Source organism: Stenotrophomonas sp. 99219_Sma, from assembly GCF_056480785.1.
This window is the reverse complement of sequence record NZ_CM151117.1, coordinates 275,915-297,231: the sequence shown is the minus strand read 5'-3', so window position 1 is coordinate 297,231 and position 21,317 is coordinate 275,915. Positions and strand designations below refer to the sequence as shown.

General features: G+C 67.7%; 22 protein-coding genes. 14 read left to right on the top strand and 8 right to left on the bottom strand.

Annotated elements, in window-relative coordinates:
* The first annotated feature begins 2 nt into the window (after positions 1-2).
* The gene (locus ACZK13_RS01330) at positions 3-392 is read left to right on the top strand and encodes a DUF6165 family protein (protein WP_032130333.1); all 390 of its coding nucleotides are present in this window, start codon (positions 3-5) and stop codon (positions 390-392) included.
* Positions 393-399: 7 nt separating this feature from the next.
* Here ACZK13_RS01330 and ACZK13_RS01325 read toward each other — a convergent pair whose 3' ends face one another.
* Together ACZK13_RS01325 and ACZK13_RS01320 are read right to left on the bottom strand one after the other, a co-directional pair.
* The gene (locus ACZK13_RS01325) at positions 400-1,071 is read right to left on the bottom strand and encodes a response regulator transcription factor (protein WP_180838492.1); all 672 of its coding nucleotides are present in this window, start codon (positions 1,069-1,071) and stop codon (positions 400-402) included.
* Positions 1,072-1,261: 190 nt separating this feature from the next.
* On the bottom strand, positions 1,262-1,834 hold the full coding sequence (locus ACZK13_RS01320; protein WP_032130335.1) for an OmpO family porin: 573 nt from the start codon (positions 1,832-1,834) through the stop codon (positions 1,262-1,264).
* A 210-nt stretch (positions 1,835-2,044) separates the two neighbouring features.
* On the opposite strand from ACZK13_RS01320, the gene ACZK13_RS01315 reads away from it, so the two are divergent.
* Entirely contained in the window at positions 2,045-4,447 is a 2,403-nt protein-coding gene (locus ACZK13_RS01315; protein WP_253143739.1) for a S9 family peptidase, read from the top strand.
* 91 nt (positions 4,448-4,538) lie between these two features.
* On the top strand, positions 4,539-4,898 hold the full coding sequence (locus ACZK13_RS01310; RefSeq protein ID WP_005407745.1) for a DUF1428 domain-containing protein: 360 nt from the start codon (positions 4,539-4,541) through the stop codon (positions 4,896-4,898).
* A 15-nt stretch (positions 4,899-4,913) separates the two neighbouring features.
* Here the strand turns inward: ACZK13_RS01310 and ACZK13_RS01305 are convergent, their stop codons facing one another.
* Both ACZK13_RS01305 and ACZK13_RS01300 read right to left on the bottom strand, forming a co-directional pair.
* Positions 4,914-5,609 (bottom strand): hypothetical protein, encoded by a 696-nt coding sequence (locus ACZK13_RS01305; protein ID WP_253143740.1) that lies wholly within the window; start codon positions 5,607-5,609, stop codon positions 4,914-4,916.
* A gap of 107 nt (positions 5,610-5,716) precedes the next feature.
* A complete protein-coding gene (locus ACZK13_RS01300) occupies positions 5,717-6,610 on the bottom strand; it encodes a hypothetical protein (protein ID WP_049435203.1) in 894 nt (297 codons plus the stop codon).
* A gap of 491 nt (positions 6,611-7,101) precedes the next feature.
* On the opposite strand from ACZK13_RS01300, the gene ACZK13_RS01295 reads away from it, so the two are divergent.
* The 9 genes from ACZK13_RS01295 to ACZK13_RS01255 all read left to right on the top strand — a co-directional run bounded on the left by ACZK13_RS01295 (position 7,102) and on the right by ACZK13_RS01255 (position 15,016).
* Positions 7,102-8,535, top strand: coding sequence for a Do family serine endopeptidase (locus ACZK13_RS01295; RefSeq protein ID WP_032128157.1), 1,434 nt, complete (start codon positions 7,102-7,104; stop codon positions 8,533-8,535).
* Positions 8,536-8,636: 101 nt separating this feature from the next.
* Positions 8,637-9,002, top strand: a complete 366-nt coding sequence (locus ACZK13_RS01290; RefSeq protein ID WP_032128158.1) for a hypothetical protein — start codon at positions 8,637-8,639, stop codon at positions 9,000-9,002.
* Between the two features lie 8 nt (positions 9,003-9,010).
* Positions 9,011-9,481 (top strand): phage holin family protein, encoded by a 471-nt coding sequence (locus ACZK13_RS01285; protein ID WP_049398102.1) that lies wholly within the window; start codon positions 9,011-9,013, stop codon positions 9,479-9,481.
* Positions 9,478-9,945 (top strand): protein sip-5, encoded by a 468-nt coding sequence (locus ACZK13_RS01280; RefSeq protein WP_071229379.1) that lies wholly within the window; start codon positions 9,478-9,480, stop codon positions 9,943-9,945. Before ACZK13_RS01285 ends, ACZK13_RS01280 begins: the two co-directional genes overlap by 4 nt.
* Positions 9,946-10,012: 67 nt before the next feature.
* Positions 10,013-11,122, top strand: coding sequence for an AI-2E family transporter (locus ACZK13_RS01275; protein WP_253143741.1), 1,110 nt, complete (start codon positions 10,013-10,015; stop codon positions 11,120-11,122).
* A 31-nt stretch (positions 11,123-11,153) separates the two neighbouring features.
* Positions 11,154-11,873, top strand: coding sequence for an HAD family hydrolase (locus tag ACZK13_RS01270; RefSeq protein ID WP_253143742.1), 720 nt, complete (start codon positions 11,154-11,156; stop codon positions 11,871-11,873).
* Positions 11,874-11,876: 3 nt separating this feature from the next.
* Positions 11,877-13,244, top strand: a complete 1,368-nt coding sequence (locus ACZK13_RS01265) for a leucyl aminopeptidase family protein (protein ID WP_253143743.1) — start codon at positions 11,877-11,879, stop codon at positions 13,242-13,244.
* Positions 13,245-13,379: 135 nt separating this feature from the next.
* The gene (locus tag ACZK13_RS01260; RefSeq protein WP_253143744.1) at positions 13,380-14,483 is read left to right on the top strand and encodes a catalase family peroxidase; all 1,104 of its coding nucleotides are present in this window, start codon (positions 13,380-13,382) and stop codon (positions 14,481-14,483) included.
* Positions 14,480-15,016 carry a cytochrome b gene (locus ACZK13_RS01255; protein ID WP_012509795.1) on the top strand — a complete coding sequence of 179 codons (537 nt, stop codon included), beginning with the start codon at positions 14,480-14,482 and terminating at the stop codon, positions 15,014-15,016. The genes ACZK13_RS01260 and ACZK13_RS01255 overlap by 4 nt, the downstream gene beginning before the upstream one ends.
* A gap of 559 nt (positions 15,017-15,575) precedes the next feature.
* Here the strand turns inward: ACZK13_RS01255 and ACZK13_RS01250 are convergent.
* From ACZK13_RS01250 to ACZK13_RS01235, 4 genes are read right to left on the bottom strand one after another with little or no spacing between them, the layout of a single operon-like run.
* Positions 15,576-16,178, bottom strand: coding sequence for a response regulator transcription factor (locus ACZK13_RS01250; RefSeq protein ID WP_005407733.1), 603 nt, complete (start codon positions 16,176-16,178; stop codon positions 15,576-15,578).
* Complete coding sequence (locus ACZK13_RS01245) at positions 16,175-17,389, bottom strand: sensor histidine kinase (RefSeq protein WP_423173887.1); 1,215 nt, start codon at positions 17,387-17,389, stop codon at positions 16,175-16,177. Before ACZK13_RS01245 ends, ACZK13_RS01250 begins: the two co-directional genes overlap by 4 nt.
* A gap of 6 nt (positions 17,390-17,395) precedes the next feature.
* Positions 17,396-18,172 (bottom strand): ABC transporter permease, encoded by a 777-nt coding sequence (locus tag ACZK13_RS01240; RefSeq protein WP_478482171.1) that lies wholly within the window; start codon positions 18,170-18,172, stop codon positions 17,396-17,398.
* The gene (locus ACZK13_RS01235) at positions 18,169-19,065 is read right to left on the bottom strand and encodes an ABC transporter ATP-binding protein (protein ID WP_121505143.1); all 897 of its coding nucleotides are present in this window, start codon (positions 19,063-19,065) and stop codon (positions 18,169-18,171) included. The genes ACZK13_RS01240 and ACZK13_RS01235 overlap by 4 nt, the downstream gene beginning before the upstream one ends.
* A gap of 202 nt (positions 19,066-19,267) precedes the next feature.
* Between ACZK13_RS01235 and ACZK13_RS01230 the strand changes: the two genes are divergently transcribed.
* Entirely contained in the window at positions 19,268-20,521 is a 1,254-nt protein-coding gene (locus tag ACZK13_RS01230; RefSeq protein WP_253143746.1) for an efflux RND transporter periplasmic adaptor subunit, read from the top strand.
* Positions 20,522-20,623: 102 nt separating this feature from the next.
* The gene (locus ACZK13_RS01225; RefSeq protein ID WP_049435531.1) at positions 20,624-21,313 is read left to right on the top strand and encodes an ABC transporter ATP-binding protein; all 690 of its coding nucleotides are present in this window, start codon (positions 20,624-20,626) and stop codon (positions 21,311-21,313) included.
* Positions 21,314-21,317: the final 4 nt, after the last annotated feature.

The following is a 21,317-nucleotide window of genomic DNA, read 5'->3' as shown; positions in this document are numbered from 1 at the left end:
GCGTGGACGCCATCCTGACTCCGGTATCGATCGGCGAGCTGATCGACAAGATCACCATTCTCGAGATCAAGGCCGAGCGCATCGACGATGCCGCCAAGCTGAGCAACGTGCGCACCGAGCTGGACGGCCTGCTGCCGTTGCTGCAGCTGCAGCTGCAGGCTCAGCCGGCGCTGGCCGTGCTGAAGCAGCAACTGAAGGCGATCAACGAGCGCATGTGGGACATCCAGGACCAGCTGCGCGACAAGGAAGCGGCCCAGGTGTTCGACGATGCCTTCATCCAGTTGGCGCGTGGTGTCTATGGCACCAATGGCGAGCGCGTGCAGGTGAAGAACGAGATCAACCGCGTGGCCGGTTCGGCCCTGGTGGAAGAAAAGCAGTACCAGGGCGAGTAACGCCACCTCAATCAGCGTCGATCAGATGGCGGAAGCGGAACAGCTCGCCATCGTTGCGGATGCCCAGCTTGCGGTACGCCGCTCGCTTCTGCGTGCTGATGGTGCTGGCTGCACGCCCACTGCGGCGTGCCATCTCGCCGGTGCTGCAACCACGCAGCACCCACTGCAGGACGGTGCGCTCGCGGGTACTCAACCGTGGTGAACGCATGGACTGCTGGCGCTGCCGACGGGACTGGTTCAACTGTGCACGCAGATCCGGCGGCACGAAGCGCCCGCCACGGGCAACCACGCTCACTGCCCGCAGCAGCATCTGCGGCGCGCAGGCCTTGGACAGGAATCCGCGCGCACCGGCCTGCAAGGCCAAGGACATGACACCCGCGTTGCAGTGTGCGGTCAGCACCAGGATCGGCACTGCCGGCCAGTGGCGTGATAGGTGCCGCAGCAGTTCCAGGCCTTCGCCGCTGTCACCGATCGGCAAGGCGTCGACCAGCAGCAGATCGATCGCGGCCGCCTGCTGCTGCAGGCGCTGCAGCAGATCACCGCTGCGGCCGTAGCTTCCATCGACCTGCAGGCCCGCCTGCCGGGCCAGGACTTCCTGCACGCCATGCCGCAACAGCGGGTGTGGATCCAGCAGCAAGAGGCGGCAGGGAGAATCGCGGGGCGACGGAAACGTGGGCATCGTTGCATTCCTGCAGAACAGGCCACTCACCCTAGGGCGCAGCCGACGCCTGCGGAATCCAATTCGTTGCAATGCCGCCCTTCCGCCGCGACACGGTCAGGTAGCGTTTGCCCAGCCGGAAACGCAACAGGCCCGGCATGGGCCGGGCCTGTCGAGGCATCTTCGGCGCGCAGGCGCGCCGAGGAAGCAATTACCAGCTGAAGCGCGGGCCGACGGTGTATTCCTTGTCGCCGTCGCGGTTCATCTTCAGCTCGCCATTCAGGCCCCAGTTCTGGTTCAGCTTGACCTGACCACCCAGGCGGCCGTACCACTGGCCTTCCGGATTGATGCCGTGCTTCTTCGAGAAATCTTCGTAGCCGACCATGCCGTAGACTTCGGCGTGGGCACCGAAGGCGGTGCGGATACCGGCTTCAGCGCTGTAGCCATTGAAGTCCAGGCCGTGCTTCTGGTCGCGCTTCTGGTAAGCAACGCGGGCAACGAAGTCGGTGGTCGGGGCGATTTCAACGTTGTAGCCGGCGCCGATCTTCCACTGGTCCAGCTTGATGTTGGTGTGGTCGATTTCCTGGCGGCTGTACTCACCGAAAGCGTGGAAGTTCGGCAGGAAGCCGTACGAACCCTTCACGCCCCAGCCGTCGGCCTTGAACGCGTCGATGTCGGTCTTGGCGTAGTCGGCTTCGGCGTAGTTGTACGACAGGTTCTCAGCAGCCGAGGCGGTGAACGGCAGGGCAGCGGCCAGGGCCAGAGCAATCAGCGAATTCTTCATGGGGGTACACCTTTACTTTCTTATGGTGTGCAGCAGCGCCAGGGCGCCATCGCATCGGGAATGTAAATTCTCCGTTATTCGCCACAACGCTCCCTGAAAACAGCGGTCTTCGCATTGCTGAATTTTTTGCCTTGATTCAGGCTGTCTCTGGCATACGCGCGCGGCGCGCGTGCATTTGTGATTCGTCGTCGATTGCAACAGGAGGTTGCCTTGTACGTTTCCGATCCGCCGCTGGTGCCTGTTCGCGCCGCGCTCCTGGCATGCGCTGCCCTGTTCCCGATTCACGCTGCGCACGCACTGCAGGCCGCTGACTACCAGCGCGCCGAACGCGTGCATGACAGTCACCTTCGCGGTGCGCTGCGCAATGCTTCGGTGCTGCCCCACTGGCTGGCCGATGGGCGCTTCTGGTACGAACGCGAAACCACGCAGGGCCGGCGCCAAGCGGTACTGGTCGATCCAGTCCAGGCCACACGCCAGATCCTGTTCGAACCCGATGCGCTGGACGCTGCGGTTGCACCTCTCGGCGCCAGCGGACCACGCCTGCGCTTGAACAACGTGCAGGTACTGGATGGAGGCCTGCGCCTGCAGTTCAACGGCGAGGCGGCGATCAGCTGTCAATGGCCACGCCTGCAGTGCGTGCCTTCGCAGGATGCAGCGCCAGCGGCCGATGCACTGCCATCGCCCGGCGGTGATGCCTGGCTGCAGGTACGCGATCACAACCTGTGGCTGCACTCGCCCGGAACGGCAGCACGAGCGCTGACCAGCGGCGGTGAATCCAATCATGGCTATGGCGTGCTGCCGGACTTCACCCTGCGCGGCATTCCCCGCCGTCAGGGCCGGATGCCGACGCGGCCGTTCGCGGTCGGCTGGTCACCGGACGGTCGCTACGTGGCCGGCATCCGCTACGACGAACGCGCGCTGCAGGACTACCCCTATCTGGAAAGCAGCCCGGCCAACAGCGCGCGGCCGCGCGTGCATACGGTGAAGCTGGGGGTGCTGGGTGACACCCGGCAGGTGCGCGACAGCGTGTATGTGGTCGACACCCGCAATGGCCAGCAGCATGACATCGCCTTGCCGGAAGGCTGGAACACCCTCAGCGAAGCCGGCGTACTCGGCTGGGACGGCGACCGGTTGTATGCCGTGATCGCGCACTTCGGCGCACCGCGCAGGCTGCGTCTGGTGGAGATCGATGCCAACAACGGTGCGTTGCGCACGGTTCTGGAAGAAGCCAGCGACACCCGCCTGCAGCTCAACGTGTATTCCTACAACCGGCCAGCGGTGGCCATCCTGCCCGGCCAGGACACGGCGGTGTGGTTCTCGCAGCGCGATGGCTGGGGCCAGCTGTACCGGGTCCGCCTGTCCGACGGGAGGGTGCTGCGCCAGCTCACCCGCGGCCAATGGGCGGTGCGCGACCTGCTGGGCGTGGACGCTGCGGGTGGCCGGGCGTACTTCAGCGCCGGCGGCGTCGACGGTGGCGACCCCTACGTACGCGGCCTGTACCGTGTATCGCTGCAGGGGGGACCGGTCCAGCGCCTGGCCGCCGATGGCAACGACCATCTGGCCGATGCCGGCACCGGCGCGTTGTTCGGCGGGCGCGCCCCCCAGGCGCTGTCGCCTGGCGGTGGCTATCTGGTGGATACCGTTTCCCGTCTCGACCAGCCACCACGCACCGTGCTGCGGGCCAGCGATGACGGCCGTGAAGTGATGGTGCTGGAAACAGCCGATAACAGCGCGATCATTGCTGCCGGCTGGCGCCCCCCACGGCGCGAGCGGCTGCTGGCCGCCGATGGGCGAACGCCGATCTTCGCCACCGTCTACCTGCCCCGCGACTATCGCGATGACGGCCGCTTTCCGGTGATCGACGCGATGTACGGTGGCTCCTTCGTCAGCAATGCGCCGGTGACCTACGCCGAGGCGGTGTCCGCCTTGAATCCGGTGTCACGCGCCAGCCTGGCCGAACTGGGCTTCGTGGTGGTCAGCATCGACGCGCGCGGCACCGGTGGCCGCGACAAGGCGTTCCATGACAGCAGCTTCCTGCACGGGGCAGATGTGCAGCTGGATGACCATGTGGCTGCGCTGCGCCAGCTGGGCGAACGCTACCGGGGCATCGACCTGCAGCGGGTCGGCATCTACGGGCATTCGTTCGGTGGTTACAGTGCAGCGCGCGCCCTGCTGCGCTATCCGGCGTTCTACAAGGTGGGCGTGGCCTCGGCCGGCAGCCACAATTTCCAGGGCATGTACGGCGGTGCATTGCACGGCATGGACCGGCTGTTCGGTGGCGTGCTGCCGCCAACACCCCTGGCCGATGGCGTGCCGGCGCCCTTTGCCGGACTCGACAATGCAGCGTTGGCCGGCAACCTGCGTGGGCATCTGATGCTGGTCTATGGCGAACTGGACGAGAACGCGCCGCCGGCGCTGACCCTGCAACTGGCCGCCGCCCTGAACAAGGCCCAGCGCAGCTACGACCTGCTGTACCTGGCCCGGCAGGACCACGAACTGTTCCGCAACGACGCCACCTACACGCACCGCATGTGGGACTACTTCGTGCGCCACCTGGCCGGCCAGCAGCCACCGGAGACGGTGCTGGCGCCGCTGCCCGGTGGGCCGGGCTGAACAGGCGCACACAGGATGTCGATCCACGGCGCCCTGGTTCGTCGGGTACTTGAAGGCCGTGCATGCGGCACGGTCCATCCGGAGGCAGGCAATGAGCTACATCGATGGTTTCGTCCTGGCGGTGCCCACCGCCAACAAGGAGAAGTTCCTCGCCCATGCACGCACAGGGGATCCCGTTTTCATCGAGTACGGCGCGCTGCGTGTGGTCGAGTGCTGGGGTGACGACGTACCGCACGGCAAAACCACCGACTTCTTCGGTGCGGTGAAAGCCACACCAGATGAGACGGTCGTGTTTTCCTGGATCGAATGGCCGGACAAGCCGACCCGCGACGCCGGCATGAAGAAGATGATGGAAGACCCGCGGTTTGATCCCGCGACGAATCCGATGCCGTTCGACGGCGCGCGGATGATCTACGGTGGGTTCGTGCCGATCTACGAGCTGACGCGCTGAACCGGGCGGACGTGCTCAGCGCGCGTCCGTGTCATCGCTGGCGGAGGCATGGCCGGCGCCCAGTGCGGCGCCGGCGCCGAGGCCCATGCCGCCCATTCCGGCCCCCATTCCGCCACCGCCGCCGCCACCGCCACCACCCGCACGACCGCCCTTGGCATCGCCATCGTTGCGGCCCTTGCCACCGCCACTGGCAGCGGGCCGGGTCGGGCCCTGCGGTGGAATCTGCAGGTCGGTCGGGATGGGGGCCAGATCCAGCGCTTCGCGCACGAAGTCGCGCAGCGAGACCACCAGTTCGTGGAGGTGCACCGGCCGCCCCTGTGCCAGTTCGTTGGCCGCACGCGCGGCCAGCCGCACCTGCTCGTCGGTGCCCAGCAACAGGATGTCCGACAACGCGGCCTCGACGGCATCGCGGATGCGGCGCGCGCGATCCGAGCGGGGTTCGGCGATGCCTTCGACATCTTCGCGCTGGCGCAGGTCGCGGCGATGGCTGGGATCCACGCCCAGTTCGCCAGTGAACGACCCGCCCAGGGTCTTGTAGGCCGCCATCAGCGTGCGCAGCCGTTCGTTGATCTGCCGGTTCTCGCGCTCGCGGCGCTGTTGCAGGGTCTGCATCACCAGCAGGCGGATGCCCACGCCCAGCAGGGTGATCAGGACCAGGCCGGCCAATGTGGACAGCACGCCCTGCCAGGAACTGAAGTCGATACCACGCATGCCCGGGGCTCCTGCAGGAAGAACCTGCATCTTGCCCCAGACCGTGCCCCAGAAACGCGAAAGGCCCCACCACCCGTTGGGTGGCAGGGCCTTCGGTCACGGCGCGATTACTTGCGCTTGGCGACCTTGCGCACGGCCTTCTTGGCCGGAGCCTTCTTGGCGGCGACCTTCTTCAGCGGCGCAGCCTTCTTGGCGACCGTCTTGCGGGTGGCGGCAACCTTCTTGCCCACCGCCTTCTTGGCAACGGCGGTCTTCTTGCCGACAACCTTCTTGGCAGCAGCGGTCTTCTTGCCGACGGCCTTCTTGGCGACAGCAGCCTTCTTGCCGACAACCTTCTTGGCGGCCGCGGTCTTCCTGGTGGCGACCTTCTTGGTAGCGGCAACCTTCTTGCCGACAACCTTCTTCGCAGCCACGGCCTTCTTGCCAGCGACCTTCTTGGCGGCGACGGTCTTCTTGGCCACGGCCTTCTTGGCGGTGGCGACCTTCTTGCCGACAACCTTCTTGGCGGCCGCGGTCTTCTTGGCAACGGTCTTCTTCGCGACGGCGGCCTTCTTGGTGGCAGCCTTCTTCACGGTAGCGACCTTCTTGCCAGCAGCCTTGGTGGCAGCCTTGGTGGTCTTCTTGGCAGCGGCGGCCTTCTTGGTCACGGCCTTGCCTGCAGCCGCCTTCTTCTTGGCCACTTCCTTCTTCAGGGCAGCGGCTTCGGCCTTGGCGTTCTTCTTGGCGGCTTCCAGCTTCTTCTTGGCGTTGGCAACAGTCTTGCCGACCGACTTGGCAGCCTTCTCGGCCTTCTTGGCAACGGTCTTCTCGACCTTGGCCACGGCCTTCTTGGCCTTGGCAACGCGGGTGCCGGCAGCCTTGGTGGCGCGCTTGACGGTCTTCTTGACCGACTTCACTGCGTCTTCGGCAGCGTGGGCGATGGTCTCGCCAACGTTGGTGGCGGTTTCTTTGACGTTCTCGACGGCGTCGGTCACGACCGACACACCATTACCGTTGCTCATGTTGCCCTCCTGGGGGCCTTAAGTATCAAAACGGGGCGATGCTATACCGACATTGACGATCGTGGAACGGGGCATGCGCCCGCAATCGCATCTGCTGCGACGGTAATGGTGTAGCCCAGCACCCTCTCGAGCACAGTGGGTTGACAGGAAACCCCTTTTTTTCAGTGCTGCGCCGCACGGTGCGGGTAGCGGCAGGTGCTGCCTGCGCGCACCTGCCAGAGTGCTGCGAAAGGCATGCGATATGGCGCATCGCGGCACCAGGATGCGCAGAACTGCGCAAGTATCAGCCTGTATCCACACGCGCTTCGGCAGACGTCGGCACATTGCGAAGCACGCCCGACGTTGTCGCCACCGCCCCACAGATGGCGACGCCGACCCGCGTTCCGGGCGCCCGGTTTTCATGGCGCATTTATCCAGATCGCGACACACTCATTCAGCTTGTTTTACCGTAGGGCCGAACCGCCCCCACCCACGCCAGCGAACCGACTCCCATGCGACCGCTTCCCACCCTGCTCACGCTCGCAATCGCCGCCGCCTTCGGTGGCTTCGTTGCCACCGGCATCAATGCCCACCTGGACAACCGCGCCGACGCCGCGCCGCTGCCTGCGGTACTGCCGACCACGGCGGCATTGCCGGCCTCGGTGGCCGGACAGGCGGTGCCGTCGCTGGCACCGATGCTGGAGAAGGCGATGCCGGCCGTGGTCAGCGTCAACACCAAGCAGGTGGTGCGCGTGCGCAACCCCTTCTTCAACGATCCGTTCTTCCGCCGCCTGTTCCCGGACATCCCGCAGGAACGCATCAACGAATCGCTGGGCTCGGGCGTGATCATCGACGCCAAGGAGGGCCTGGTGCTGACCAACCACCACGTCATCGACAACGCCGATGACGTGCAGGTGACACTGGCCGACGGGCGCACGGTCAAGGCCGAGTTCCTCGGTTCGGACCGCGATACCGACATCGCGCTGATCCGCATCCCGGCGCAGAACCTGACCGACATCAAGCTCGGCAACAGCGACCAGCTTCGGGTCGGTGACTTCGTGGTGGCCATCGGCAACCCGTTCGGTTTCAGCCAGACGGTCACCTCCGGCATCGTCTCGGCGGTGGGCCGCAGCGGCATCCGCGGGCTGGGCTACCAGAACTTCATCCAGACCGATGCGTCGATCAACCCGGGCAACTCCGGTGGCGCGCTGGTCGACCTGCAGGGCCAGCTGGTCGGCATCAATACCGCCAGCTTCAACCCGCAGGGCAGCATGGCCGGCAACATCGGCCTGGGCCTGGCGATCCCCTCCAACCTGGCGCGCAGCGTGGTCGACCAGCTGGTCAAGCACGGCGTAGTGGTGCGCGGCACGCTGGGCGTGGAGAGCCAGAACCTGACCGCGCAGATCGCGCAGGGCCTGGGCCTGGGTGAAAGCCGTGGCGCACTGATCACCCGCGTGCTGGCCGGTTCGGCCGCTGCGACCGCCGGACTGAAGCCGGGCGACGTGGTGGTTTCGGCCAACGGCCAGCGCGTGGACAGCGCAGAAGCCCTGCACAACGTGGAAGGCCTGGCGGCGGTCGGCAGCACGCTGACGCTGGACGTGCGCCGCGAGGGCAAGCCGCTGCAGATCAAGGCAACCTTGAAGGAACAGGCGCGCGCGGTCACCGGCGAGAGCCTGGACCCGCGCCTGACCGGGGCCACCTTCGTCGACCTGCCCGAGTCGCTGCGCCAGTCCGGTGTCGGTGGCGTGCTGGTCAGCGAGGTCAAGCGCGGCAGCCGCGCGGCCACCAACGGCCTGCAGCAGGGCGACATCATCACCGATGCCACCGTGGGCGAATTCGCCGACCTGGCCAGCTGGCGCGCCAACTTCCAGCAGCGCCCGCCGACCCTGGTGATACGCGTGCTGCGCAACAATGGCCAGCAGCAGGGCCAGCTCGTGATGCGCTGATCGCCCTGCCGTAACACCCCCTATACCCCGGCAATGCTATTGCTGTCAGTCCAGGTCGGCACCGCCGACTCCCGTTCCCCCATCGCAACAGGAGTGATTCGATGAGCCCCACCAATACCGAGAACCTGAAGGAACACCTGGGTGAAGCCGGTTCCCACCTGAAGCAGGCCGCGTCGGCCGCCGGCGGTGCGATCAAGGGTGCAACCGGCGCAGCCGGCGACGAACTGCGCATCGGCAAGGCCAACGTCAAGGCTGAACTGTCCGACAGCGCGCTGTCCGGGCTGGCCGCCGCCGAGTTTGGTGGTGCAGCCGCCAAGGAACAGGTCGACGCACTGATGGACAAGGGCAAGGACCTGATCGACAGCGCCGCTGAGCTGATCCGTGAACGTCCGCTGGCCTCGTTCGGTGTCGCCTTCGCTGCCGGCTGGATCATCGCCAAGCTGGCCCGCGGCAGCAGCGACAAGTAAGCCGCGGCGTGAGCGAAGACAACGCGCAAGCGCCTGATCCGGCGGCTACCCCGCCGCTGGATGAGAGCATCCGCCAGGTCGGCGCGGCCGGTCGTGCCGCTGCCGATTCTGCCAAGCACACGCTGCGCTCGCTGCGCCGGTTGGCCTCGGCCGACTTCGCGCTGGCGCGTAGTGCATTCGGTCGCGCGCTGGCCTGGGCCGGCGTGGCGATCGTGTTCGGTGCCTCGGCCTGGCTGCTGATGGCCGCCACCCTCATCGCCCTGCTGCAGAGCTGGGGCCTGAGCTGGCTGCAGGCGCTGCTGATCACCTCGCTGCTGAGCCTGGCCGTCACCGGTTATGCGATCTGGCGGGTGTCCTACTTCTTCCACCACACTGGCATGCACGCTACCCGGCGCCAGCTGTCACGCTTGGGCCTGTTCGACGAACCCAGCGAAGACGATCCCGATGCCGAAGTGCAGCTGCCCGAGGGCAAGCCATGAAGTTCGGCGCGCTGCAACGGCGTGTGAAACGCTGCGAACAGGTGGTGACCGTGCGCCTGGGCGAAACCCAGGACCACTGGTCCACGCTCAGCGACGTCTGGCGAAAGGGCTGGTCGCCGCTGCGCATCGTGGTGGTCGGCCTGGCCGGTGGCTTCATCGCCGGCAAGCTGGAAGTGCCGGGCAAGGTCAACGGTGCCCGCTGGCTGCAGATGGTGGGTTCGGTCTCGAACCTGTTCGCCAGTGCACAGGCGGCGTTCGCCACGGCGATGGCGGCGCAGGCCGCAGCCACTGCCGACGACGCGGCTGAGGAAGCCGACGAAGCCAGCGAACAGGCACAGGCGGCGGCCTCCGCTGCCGAGCCACGGCCGGCACCGGCTCCACGTTCCGTGCCGGAGCCAGAACCGGAACCGGACCTGCGCGGACCGCGTCCGGCCGAAGCGGCTACCGAGCTGTCCGAACGTTGATCCATGGAATCCGCCGCGCCGATCGCGGCCGGCGGATAATGCGCTCCCCTTCCCGGTTGGTGCGTCGATGAGCGAGTCCCTCCTGTCCCCGTCACCGGCCGGCCCCGAACAGCCCGACGCCCCGTTGCCGCCACCGTCGCGTCCGCGCGGACCGATGTCGCTGGTGGTGCTGGCGACCCTGGCGGTGGGCTACACACTGTGGGCGGCACAGGACATCATCCTGCCGGTGCTGCTGGCGATGTTCTTCGCACTGGTCGGCAATCCGATCCTGCGCCTGCTGCAGAAGCTGTGGATTCCGCGTGCGCTGGGCGCTCTGCTGATCCTCGGCGCGGGCCTGGGCGTGACCGGTTCGCTGGCGGTGCAGTTGATCGGCCCGGCAATGGAATGGGCACAGGAAGCACCGCAGCAGCTGCGCAAGATCGCCCGCCAGGTGCAGGACCTGACCAAGCCGGTGCAGCAGGCCAACCAGGCCGCGGAGAACTTCGCCCGCGTCGCCGGCGGTGACAGCAACCGCAAGGTGCAGGTGATCCGCACCCAGCTGGACGACCCCTACCGCATGCTGACCCGCGCGCCACGGCTGGCCGCCTCGGTGCTGGCGGTGGTGCTGCTGACCCTGTTCTTCATGATCTACGGGCAGAGCCTGCAACGCGCGGCGATCGCCCTGTTCCCGAACCGTCAGCAGCAGCGCTTCACCAGTGACATCCTGCGTTCGATCGAGCGCGAGGTGTCGCGCTATGTGCTGACCATCAGCGTGATCAACACCCTGGTCGGGCTGGTGTTCGCCGGCGTACTGATGCTGCTCGGCATCGGCCTGCAGGAAGCGTTGCTGTGGGGCACGGTGGCCGCACTGCTGAATTTCGCTCCGTATGTGGGTCCGTTGATCGGCGTGGCGCTGATGCTGCTGATGGGCTTCGTGGAATTCCGCGACCCGCTGCAGGCCCTGCTGCCAGCCGCCGCCTACCTGGGCCTGCACACCCTGGAAGGGCAGATGGTGACCCCGATCGTGCTGGGCCGTCGCATGAAACTGTCGCCACTGGTGCTGATCCTGGCGCTGATGGTGTTCGGCTGGGCCTGGGGCATGATCGGCCTGCTGCTGGCGGTGCCGCTGCTGGTCTGCATCAAGCTGGTGCTGGCGCGGCTGGACGGGATGCAGGGCTGGGCGCGTCTGCTGGAATGAAAGCCCGCGCGGGCAGGGGTAGAATGGCGGGGTGAAGTTCCCCGTCCAAGCCATCACCCTCGACCTTGACGACACGCTGTGGCCGTTCGCTCCGATCGGCGCCCGCATCGACCTGGTCCTGCACGCGTGGATGCGTGAGCACAGCCCCGCCACGGCCGAGATGTATCCGGTGGCGGCGATGCGCGAACTGCGCGAGCGCCTGTACCACGCCCATCCGCACCTCCATCACGACCTGAGCGCACTGCGCCGGCTGACCCTGCACGAAGCGCTGCACACCAGTGGTGCCAGCCTGGATCTGCTGGAGCCGGCGTATGACGTGTTCTTCGCCGCGCGCAACCAGGTCGAGTGCTACCCCGATGCGATCGACGCACTGGCGCGGATTGCCGCGCGGGTGCCGGTGGCGGCGCTGAGCAACGGCAATGCCGATCTGGAGCGGATCGGCCTGGCCCATCATTTCGCCTTCCAGCTGGGCGCGCGCGAACACGGCGCAGCGAAGCCGGAGGCGAGCATCTTCCACGCCGCCTGCACCCGCCTGGGTGTTGCGCCGGCACAGGTACTGCACGTCGGCGACCACGCCGAAATGGACGTGGCCGGGGCGATCGCCGCCGGCCTGCGCGGCTGCTGGATCAACCGCGAAGCAGCCACCTGGACCCATCCGCAGCTGCAGCCGGACCTGCAGTTCGACACCCTCACCGGCCTGGCCGACTGGTTGGATGCCAACCTCGACGCTGCCGCACCCCGGAGTACCTGACGCATGAGCGAGATCACTGGTTTCACTGCCGACACCGCCGCAGCACTGCCGCTGTACGTGCTGGACCGCGAGCAGTTCGCGTCCTGGAAGGACGGCCAGCCGGCCGCCACCCAGGCATGGCTGGCGTCGCAGGGCTTCACCGCCGGTGCCTTCACCACGGCGTTGCTGCCCGGCGCCGATGGCCTGGCCGGTGCGGTGATCGGCGTGGGTGATCGTGGCGATGCCTACAGCTACTCGCATGCTCCGCATGCCCTGCCGGAAGGCAGCGTGTGGCAGCTGGCCAGCGAACTGCCGGCCGCCGAACAGGCGCTGCTGCAGCTGGGCTGGGGCCTGGGCAGCTACCGCTTCGATCGCTACCGCAAGCGCCACCGTGCACCGGCACGCCTGGTGGCTGAGCCGACCGGCGAAGTGGCCGACCTGATCGCCGCCAGCCTGCGCGTGCGCGACTGGGTCAACACCCCGACCGAAGACATGGGTCCGCAGCAGCTGGAAGACGCCGCGCGCGCGCTGGCCGATGCGCACGGTGCGCAGGTCGAGGCGATCACCGGCGATGAACTGCTGAAGCAGAACTTCCCGGCCATCCATGCCGTCGGCCGCGCCTCGCACCGCGCTCCGCGCCTGGTCGTGCTGCGCTGGGGCAAGGACACCGATCCGGCACTGGTGCTGGTCGGCAAGGGCGTGTGCTTCGATACCGGCGGCCTGGACATCAAACCGGCCGACGGCATGCGCAACATGAAGAAGGACATGGGCGGTGCCGCGCATGCACTGGCCCTGGCCGGCCTGGTGATGGCGCGCGGCCTGCCGGTGCGCCTGACCCTGCTGGTGCCGGCGGTGGAAAACGCGATCGGCCCCGATGCCTTCCGCCCGGGCGAAGTGATCGCCACCCGCAAGGGCCTGAGCGTGGAGATCGACAACACCGACGCCGAAGGCCGCGTGATCCTGTGCGATGCGCTGACCTTCGCCAGCGAGCAGAAACCGGACCTGGTGCTGGACTTCGCCACCCTCACCGGCGCCGCGCGCATCGCGCTGGGCCCGGACCTGCCGGCGCTCTTCAGCAACGACGACAGCGTGGCCCAGCAGTGGCTGCAGGCCGGCAACGCGACCCGCGACCCGGTCTGGCGCATGCCGCTGTGGCGCCCCTACCTGCGTTACCTGAGCAGCGGCATCGCCGACCTGGCCAACGCCGGTTCGCGCATGGCTGGCTCGGTCACCGCCGCGCTGTACCTGGAACGCTTCCTGGAAGACGGCCAGCGCTGGGCGCATCTGGACGTGTACGCCTGGAACGACGGCGAACGCCCGGGCCGGCCGGCTGGCGGTGAAGCACTGGCGCTGCGTTCGGCGTGGGCGATGCTGAAGCAGCGCTACAGCTGATCGGGTGAGTGCCGACCTTGGTCGGCACGCCGTCCCCGGCAAACTTGACGAAAAATTGAATACCGGGCCTGGAAGGGTTCTGCGAGGATGTGTGGGTCGACCACCCACACGCTCCGTGAAGGCAGGACTCCGACCATGTCGCTCTTCCGCTACACCCGCGCCGGCCAGACACCGGGCGCGCCGCGCAAGCATTCCCCCCTGCTCTGGATCGCACTGATCGCACTCATTCTGGGTGCGGTGGCGCTGGCCTTCGCCTGGTTGGCCGGCTGGATTGGCGGCCGCCTGACCGCGCAGCGCTTCACCGACACCATCGAGGCCACCGGCCCGGCCCATCCGGGCTTCCGCCGTGCGCACAGCAAGGGCGTGTGTGTAAGCGGTTGGTTCGAACCCAGTGCGCAGGCCCCCACCCTGTCCAGCGCCCGCGTGTTCTCGCAGCGCCGCGTGCCGGTGATGGGCCGCCTGTCGATCGGCGGCGGCGACCCGTACGGCGCCGACAACACCGCACGCGTGCGCAGCCTCGCGGTGCAGATGGTCAGCGATGACGGCCAGGAATGGCGGATGGCGATGAACAGCTTCCCGTTCTTCGCCGTGCCCAACGCCGAGGCGTTCTACGCGCAGACGCGCGCCTCCATCCCGGACCCGGCCACCGGCAAGCCCGACCCGCAGAAAATGGCCGCGGTGCTGGCGAAATACCCCAGTGCACAAGCGTTCCAGCAGTGGGCCAAGACCGCGCCGTGGACCAGCAGCTGGGCTGACACCACCTTCAACAGCGTCAACAGCTTCTGGTTCACCAACGCGCAGGGCCAGAAACGCGCGGTGCGCTGGCGCTGGCAGCCGCAGGCGCCGGTGGTGGAGATGGATGCGGAAACCCGCAAGCAGGCCAGCGTCGATTTCCTCAGCCAGGAACTGCAGCAGCGCCTGGCCAGCGGCCCGGTGCGCTGGAACCTGGTCGTGACCACCGCCGAGCCCGGCGATGCCATCGATGATCCTTCGGTACCGTGGCCCGAATCGCGTGATCAGGTGGTGGCCGGCGTGCTCAGCCTGGACCGCCTGCAGTCGCAGGAAGAAGGCGCCTGCGGCCAGATCAACTTCGATCCGCTGATCCTGCCCAGTGGCGTGCGTGGCAGTGACGATCCGATCCTGGCCGCCCGCTCGGCGGTGTATTCGCAGTCCTTCAACCGCCGCGAACGCGAGCGCGCCACCGGCAACGTCGAGCAACCGAAGGAGGCCGCACGATGAGCACCGGCAACGGCCACTTCAACCTGCTCGCGCGCGTGCTGCACTGGTCCATGGCACTGATGATCATCGCCATGCTGTTCATCGGCGTGACCATGGTCGCCTCGCTGCACCTGCGGCCGATGCTGATCGACCTGCACCGCCCGCTGGGCATCGCCATCGGCGTACTGGTGCTGTTGCGCCTGTACAACCGGCTGCGCCATCGCCCGCCGCCGTTGCCAGCGGATCTGCCGGTATGGCAGGTGATGGCGGCCAAGGCCTCGCACTGGATGCTGTATGCACTGATGCTGGCGATGCCACTGATCGGCTGGGCGATGCTCTCGGCCGGCGGTTACCCGATCGTGCTGTGGGGCGGCCTGCACCTGCCGCCGATCGTGCCGCACACCCCGGCGCTGTATGCCGCGTTGCGTAACGCGCATAGCCTGCTGGCGTATGTGTTGTTCGCCACGGTGCTGATGCATGTGGGTGCGGCGCTGTTCCACCTGTGGGTGCGCCGTGATGGCGTGTTCCAGGCGATGGCGCGCGGGAAGGATTGAGCGGGTTCCACCTGCGCCCACGCATGGATAGCGCCGGGCCATGCCCGGCGGATCATTTCCGCGCCTGCGGAGAGGTGTCACTTTCTTTGCTCGTGCAAAGAAAGTAACCAAAGAAACACGCCGCCAGGTCGCGAGCCGGTGCTGCGCACCGGTGCCCTGTGCTTCTCGGTGAACCAGGGGACGGCGCCGAACTCGCTGCGCTCAGACACCGGCGCCTCTTCGCCCCTGATTCACCTGCGATGCTCGGCTCGCTCAAGGCGGACCCAAGGTCAAATGCCACAGCTGCACCCAGTAGATCCACGCCATGCGTGGATGCTCTAGCTGTTGATCTTGCCCTTCAAGTCCGCCTTGAGCGCAGGGCACCGGCGTGCGAAGCGCGCCGGCTCGCGGCCGGCGGAGCGCTTCTTTGGTTACTTTCTTGATGGCGCACATCCATGTGCGCCACCCTGCGGGCCGGCTACGCCGTTCCACGCTGCTCCTGCAGCGTGGTGCACGAGCAAAGAAAGTGACACCCACCCGCGGTCGCGGAAACGACATCATTGGGAACAGCAGGCCGCCCCTACAACCACCCCTTCTGCCGCGCCAGCCGATACGCCTCGATCCGATTGGCCACGCCCAGCTTGCCGATGCACTCGGACAGGTAATTACGTACCGTACCGTGCGACAACCCCAGCTGCTCGGCGATCTCACTGGCGGTGCGGCCCTCGCCCGCCAGCCGCAGCACGCGGCGCTCACGGTCGGTCAGCGGGTCGGCCTGCGACCACGCATCCAGTGCCAGCTGCGGGTCGATCGCGCGGATGCCCTGCTTCACCTTGCGCAGGGCATCGGCCAGGTTCTCGGCCGGTGCGTCCTTCAGCAGGTAGCCCAGCACCCCCGCCTCCAGCGCGCGGCGCAGGAAGCCGGCACGGGCGAAGGTGGTCACGATCACCACCTTGATCGGCAGTTCGTGGCGGGCGATGCGTTGCGCCAGCTCCAGCCCGCTCAGGCCCGGCATCTCGATGTCGGTCACCAGAATGTCCGGCTGCAGCTGCTGCAGCATCCGCCAGGCGGCCTCGCCATCGGCAGCACTGCCCAGCACTTCGATGTCCGGCTCCAGGCCCAGCAGCGCCGACAGTGCGCCGCGCACCATGGCCTGGTCTTCGGCCAGCAGGATGCGGATCATGCGGCACCGTCCTGCGCCAACGACGTGGGCGACAGCGGCGTGGTCGCGGCCATCAACGGCACGCGTACCGTCAGCACGGTGCCCGCCCCGCGCGGCGACTGCAGCGTCAACTGGCCACCCAGTGCTGCGGCCCGCTCACGCATGCCACTCAACCCATTGCCCTCGGCCTGCACGCCTCCACGGCCGTCATCGCGTATCTGCATCGCCAACTGTCGTTCCTCAAGCATGAAATCCACCTGCACCCGGGTCGCCTGCGCATGGCGCACGATGTTGGTCGCCGCCTCGCGCAGCACCAACGCCAGCCCGCGCTCCACCTCCACCGGCATCGCAGGTGGCGTCGTGTACTGCAGATGTACCTGCTGGCATTCCAGCAGCAGGCGCGCCGATGCCAGCTCGCCAGCAAGGTCGCTGGCGCGGATGCCGGTCACTGCACTGCGCACCTGTGCCAGCGCTTCGCGTGCAATGTCCTCGGCCTCGCCGATCTCCTGCCGTGCACGCGCGTCATCGCGATCGTAGAGCTTGCGTGCCAGCTCCAGCTTCAGCGTGATCAGCGACAGCGTGTGCCCCAGCAGGTCGTGCAGGTCGCGGCCGATACGCTCGCGCTCGGCGGTGGTGGCCAGTCGCCGCACCTCGTCCTGCGACAGCTGCAGGGCAACGTCGCGCTGCTGGCTCAGGGCCTCCACGTTCACCACCAGCCCGACGATGAACGACACCGCCGGCATCCACACCATGGCCTGCCACGGATAGCCGAAGTACAGCGCGGTGCCGCAGAACAGCAGGTTCAGCGCGGTCAGCTGCAGCAGGTACGCCCACCAGCTGCTGCGCCCGCTCATGCGGATCATCACGCAGCCGAACACGAAGTAGCTCAGTCCCGAGGGGTACCAGGGCAGCAGTACCAGCGCTAGCACGATCATGCCCAGCGCATAGCGCCACCCATGGTGCCGTGGCGACAGCATCACCCTGGCATAGAGCAGCAGGAACAACGGATAGCTGAGCAGGGTCAGCAGCAGCCAGCGCAGCGTGAAGCCATTGCCCAGCACCGGGGTGAGGAAGATCCATACCGACCACAGCAGGTGGATCGCTCCGCTCCAGGGCGACTTGCCACGTCGCAGCAGTTCGGCCACGGCCGAATCCGGCGCAGGGCGCAGCAGGGACGCAAGCCAGCTCGACGACACGGGAGAATCCAGGCGGGGACGATCGCTGCCGATCATGCCAGTTCAGCCGATCCGGCGCAGGCGACGGCGCGCCAGCAGCAGCGCCACCACCGTGACCGCCAGCAGCACCAGCAGGTGGCCGGCCACGCTGCCCACCGACGGCAGCCCGACCACCGGCAGCGCCAGCTGCGCCAGATGCCAGGTCGGCCACAGTGGGGCCATCGTCGAGAACAGCGTGGGCAGCACAGACAGCGGCAGCCACAGGCCCGACAGCAGGGCCAACGGCAGGTAGACCAGATTGACCATCGCCGGTGCCGCGCTGGCACTGACATGGCTGCCGATCAGCAGGCCAATCGCCCCCAGCGGCAGTGCCGCCAGGCCCGCCACCACCAGCAGCTGCACCATCTGCAACGCCTGCAGCTGCACACCACCGAACACGCGTGCGACGCCGATCAGCAGCAACGCCACCAGCAGCGCGAACATCACCGCCATCGCCAGCCGTGCCAGCAGCGGTGCCGCCGCCGGCATCGGCAGCGCGCGCTTGAGGGTCAGCAGGCCGCCTTCACGATCCAGCGCCAACTGCACGCCGAAGCCGAACAGGGCCGGGGCCATCGCGCCGAACACGCAGTAGGTGGCCAACAGGTACAACGGCGCATGACCGCGCCCGAGCAGCACGCCGAACAGCAGGTAGAACAGCACCGGGAACAGCAGCGAGGGCACCGCGAACGCCGGCGTGCGCCAGGCGCGGCGCAGTTCGGCCATCAGCTCGGCGCGGTACGGACGTAGTGCCTGTCGCCATGCAGGCAGCGGCAATCCGGTGGTACGGACAAGGGTGTTCATGCGGCCTCCCGGGTCATGTCGAGGAAGGCGTCGGCCAGCGCCGCGCCCTGTACTTCCAGTTCGCGCAGCTGCGCATCGGCGGCCAGCAGGCGCGCCACCACAGGCTCGGCCGGGCTCGCCAGCAGCTGCAGGTGCTCGCCGTCGCGCTGCACCTCCTGCACGCCCGGCCACTGCTGCACGTCCGCAATGGGCAACCCGCTGCGGCAGCGGATGCGGCGCGGCCGATCGGCCAGGCGCAGCTCGCTCAGCGGTGCATCGGCCAATACCCGGCCCTGCTCCAGTACCACTACCTGCTGCGCCAGCGCTTCGGCCTCCTCCAGGTAGTGGGTGGTCAGCAGCACGCCGCAGCCTTCGGCCACCAGCTGCCGGATCGCCTGCCACATCGCCTGCCGCGCCTGGATGTCCAGGCCGGTGGTGGGCTCGTCCAGGAACAGCACGCGTGGGCGGCCACACAGGGCGATGGCGAACTGCACGGCACGCTGCTGGCCGCCGGAGAGCTGGCCATAGCGGCGGCGCGCGAGCGCCTGCAGGCCGGCGCGCTGCAGCACCTCCTGCAACGGCATCGGGTCGGGATAGCAGGCGCTGGCCTGCGCCACCAGTTCGTCCACCTGCAGCATCGGCGGCAGGCTGGTGCTCTGCAGCATCACGCCCAGGCCGATACGGCTGGCGCGCTGCTGCGGGTCACCGCCAAGCAGCTCGACCTGTCCGGCGTCGGCGCGGCGCAGACCCAACAGCACGCTGATCGCGGTACTCTTGCCGGCACCGTTGCGGCCCAGCAGCGCCAGCACCTGGCCAGCGCGTACCTGCAGGTCGATGCCATGCAGGGCGGTATGGTCGCGGTAACGCACCTGCACCTGCTGCAGGCGGGCCAGCGACGGGGCGATCGGATCCATGGGCGGTACCAGTAGCGGGGACGTTGCCATCCTGTGCCGCCGTGGTCACGTTTCGCAGTTGCCGCCGTCAGTGTCATCGGGTGACAGCTGTCACTGCCGTCATCGCTGTGCCTGCCTTCATGCTGTGCCGCACGCTCCACCGCCGGAACCGCCGCCGTCCGCTCTTCCGGCCACACCCGCCCGAACGTCTGTGATGGAACGAATGAACGCTTCTGCCGAGTTGTTGAAGGAACTCCGTATCGACCGCAAGTCCCCGCCGCCCGCCTCCGGAGGGAGTGGCAGTGGTGGTGGCCGTCGCTGGCTGTGGATCGCGATCATCGTGGTCGTGTTGCTGCTGGCCGCTGTCGCTTTCGCCCTGTTCGGGCGTACGCCAGCGGTGGACGTGGAAACCGCGCCAGCGGTGGCCATCCAGCAGGGCAGCGCCAGCAGTTCGGTGCTCGATGCCAGCGGCTATGTAGTTGCGCGGCGCATGGCCACGGTCTCGGCCAAGATCACCGGCAAGGTTCGCGAGGTGATGATCGAGGAAGGCATGCGCGTGGAGCAGGGCCAGATCATGGCCACGCTGGACCCGATCGATGCCGACGCGCAGCGCAGCCTGTATGCCTCGCAGCTGCAGGCCGCACGCAGCCAGGTGGCCGGTCTGGAGGCACAGCAGAAGCAGGCCGCCGCCGAAGCCAGCCGCCTGCAGGCACTGGTCGGCCAGCAGCTGGTGTCGCGCTCGCAGTACGACCAGGCGGTGGCCCAGCGCGACAGCCTGCGTGCACAGCTGGACACCGCGCAGCGCAACGTCAAGGTCGCCAACGACCAGCTCGCCATCGCCGATCTGGGCGTGGACAACAACATCGTGCGCGCGCCGTTCTCCGGCGTGGTCACCGCCAAGGCTGCGCAGCCCGGCGAAATCGTTTCGCCGCTGTCGGCCGGCGGCGGCTTCACCCGCACCGGCATCGGCACCATCGTCGACATGGACTCGCTGGAGATCGAAGTCGAGGTCGGCGAAGCCTTCATCGGCCGCGTGCAGCCGAAGATGCCGGTGGAAGCCACGCTCAATGCCTACCCGGAATGGAAGATTCCCGGCGAGGTCATCGCCATCATCCCCACCGCCGACCGCGGCAAGGCCACGGTGAAGGTGCGCGTGGCGCTGAAGGTGAAAGACCCGCGCATCGTGCCGGAGATGGGCGTGCGGGTCAGCTTCCTGGAACAGGCGCAGCCGCAGGCGGCCGCCAAGCCGCAGGGCGTGCGCGTGCCGGGCGGCGCCGTGGTGCAGCGCGGGGGCGCCTCGGTGGCCTTCGTGCTGGGTGATGAGAACCGCGTGCAGCAGCGCACGGTCGAGGCCGGCCAGGCGATGGGCAAGGACCGCCAGATCCTCAAGGGCGTGAGCGCGGGTGAATCGGTGGTGGTGAACCCGCCCGACACCCTGCGCGATGGCGCCAAGGTGCAACAGAAACAAGCGCAGTAACGGCCTGGCGCCCATGGGCGCCGCCGGCAACACCGCTCGACGCACGCCTGCGGCCACCGCAGGTGCGCTTCCCCGTTTCCCGCCTTCCGTGGAGAACCACCCATGTCGACCCTGGTTTCATTGCGCAACATCACCAAGACCTACCAGCGTGGCCCCGAAAAGGTACAGGTGCTGCACGGCATCGACCTGGACATCGCCAGCGGCGACTTCGTCGCGCTGATGGGCCCGTCCGGCTCGGGCAAGACCACCCTGCTCAACCTGATCGGTGGCCTGGACAACCCCAGCGGCGGCGAGATCAGCATCGAAGGCGAGCGCATCGACCAGATGAGTGGCGGCCAGCTGTCGACCTGGCGCAGCCACCACGTCGGCTTCGTGTTCCAGTTCTACAACCTGATGCCGATGCTGACCGCGCAGAAGAACGTGGAACTGCCGCTGCTGCTGACCCACCTCAGCGCGGCGCAGCGCAAGCGCAACGCCGAGATCGCGCTGACCCTGGTCGGCCTGGCCGACCGCCGCAGCCACCGCCCCAATGAACTGTCCGGCGGCCAGCAGCAGCGCGTGGCGATCGCGCGCGCAATCGTCTCCGACCCGACTTTCCTGATCTGCGACGAACCGACCGGCGACCTCGACCGCCAGTCTGCCGAGGAAATCCTCGGCCTGCTGCAGCAGCTCAACCGCGAGCACGGCAAGACCATCATCATGGTCACCCATGACCCGAAGGCCGCCGAGTACGCCACGCACACGGTGCACCTGGACAAGGGCGAGCTGGCCGACGCGCCGCTGGCCCACTGACGGA

Coding starts and splice junctions, on each gene's coding strand:
- ACZK13_RS01250 (WP_005407733.1), bottom strand. CDS start 16,178: ATGATCCGCATCCTGCTGGCCGAAGACCAGGCCATGGTGCGCGGCGCA.
- ACZK13_RS01295 (WP_032128157.1), top strand. CDS start 7,102: ATGCGACCGCTTCCCACCCTGCTCACGCTCGCAATCGCCGCCGCCTTC.
- ACZK13_RS01275 (WP_253143741.1), top strand. CDS start 10,013: ATGAGCGAGTCCCTCCTGTCCCCGTCACCGGCCGGCCCCGAACAGCCC.
- ACZK13_RS01245 (WP_423173887.1), bottom strand. CDS start 17,389: ATGATCGGCAGCGATCGTCCCCGCCTGGATTCTCCCGTGTCGTCGAGC.
- ACZK13_RS01260 (WP_253143744.1), top strand. CDS start 13,380: ATGTCGCTCTTCCGCTACACCCGCGCCGGCCAGACACCGGGCGCGCCG.
- ACZK13_RS01255 (WP_012509795.1), top strand. CDS start 14,480: ATGAGCACCGGCAACGGCCACTTCAACCTGCTCGCGCGCGTGCTGCAC.
- ACZK13_RS01235 (WP_121505143.1), bottom strand. CDS start 19,065: ATGGATCCGATCGCCCCGTCGCTGGCCCGCCTGCAGCAGGTGCAGGTG.
- ACZK13_RS01320 (WP_032130335.1), bottom strand. CDS start 1,834: ATGAAGAATTCGCTGATTGCTCTGGCCCTGGCCGCTGCCCTGCCGTTC.
- ACZK13_RS01325 (WP_180838492.1), bottom strand. CDS start 1,071: ATGCCCACGTTTCCGTCGCCCCGCGATTCTCCCTGCCGCCTCTTGCTG.
- ACZK13_RS01230 (WP_253143746.1), top strand. CDS start 19,268: ATGAACGCTTCTGCCGAGTTGTTGAAGGAACTCCGTATCGACCGCAAG.
- ACZK13_RS01240 (WP_478482171.1), bottom strand. CDS start 18,172: ATGAACACCCTTGTCCGTACCACCGGATTGCCGCTGCCTGCATGGCGA.
- ACZK13_RS01280 (WP_071229379.1), top strand. CDS start 9,478: ATGAAGTTCGGCGCGCTGCAACGGCGTGTGAAACGCTGCGAACAGGTG.
- ACZK13_RS01225 (WP_049435531.1), top strand. CDS start 20,624: ATGTCGACCCTGGTTTCATTGCGCAACATCACCAAGACCTACCAGCGT.
- ACZK13_RS01265 (WP_253143743.1), top strand. CDS start 11,877: ATGAGCGAGATCACTGGTTTCACTGCCGACACCGCCGCAGCACTGCCG.
- ACZK13_RS01305 (WP_253143740.1), bottom strand. CDS start 5,609: ATGCGTGGTATCGACTTCAGTTCCTGGCAGGGCGTGCTGTCCACATTG.
- ACZK13_RS01310 (WP_005407745.1), top strand. CDS start 4,539: ATGAGCTACATCGATGGTTTCGTCCTGGCGGTGCCCACCGCCAACAAG.
- ACZK13_RS01290 (WP_032128158.1), top strand. CDS start 8,637: ATGAGCCCCACCAATACCGAGAACCTGAAGGAACACCTGGGTGAAGCC.
- ACZK13_RS01300 (WP_049435203.1), bottom strand. CDS start 6,610: ATGAGCAACGGTAATGGTGTGTCGGTCGTGACCGACGCCGTCGAGAAC.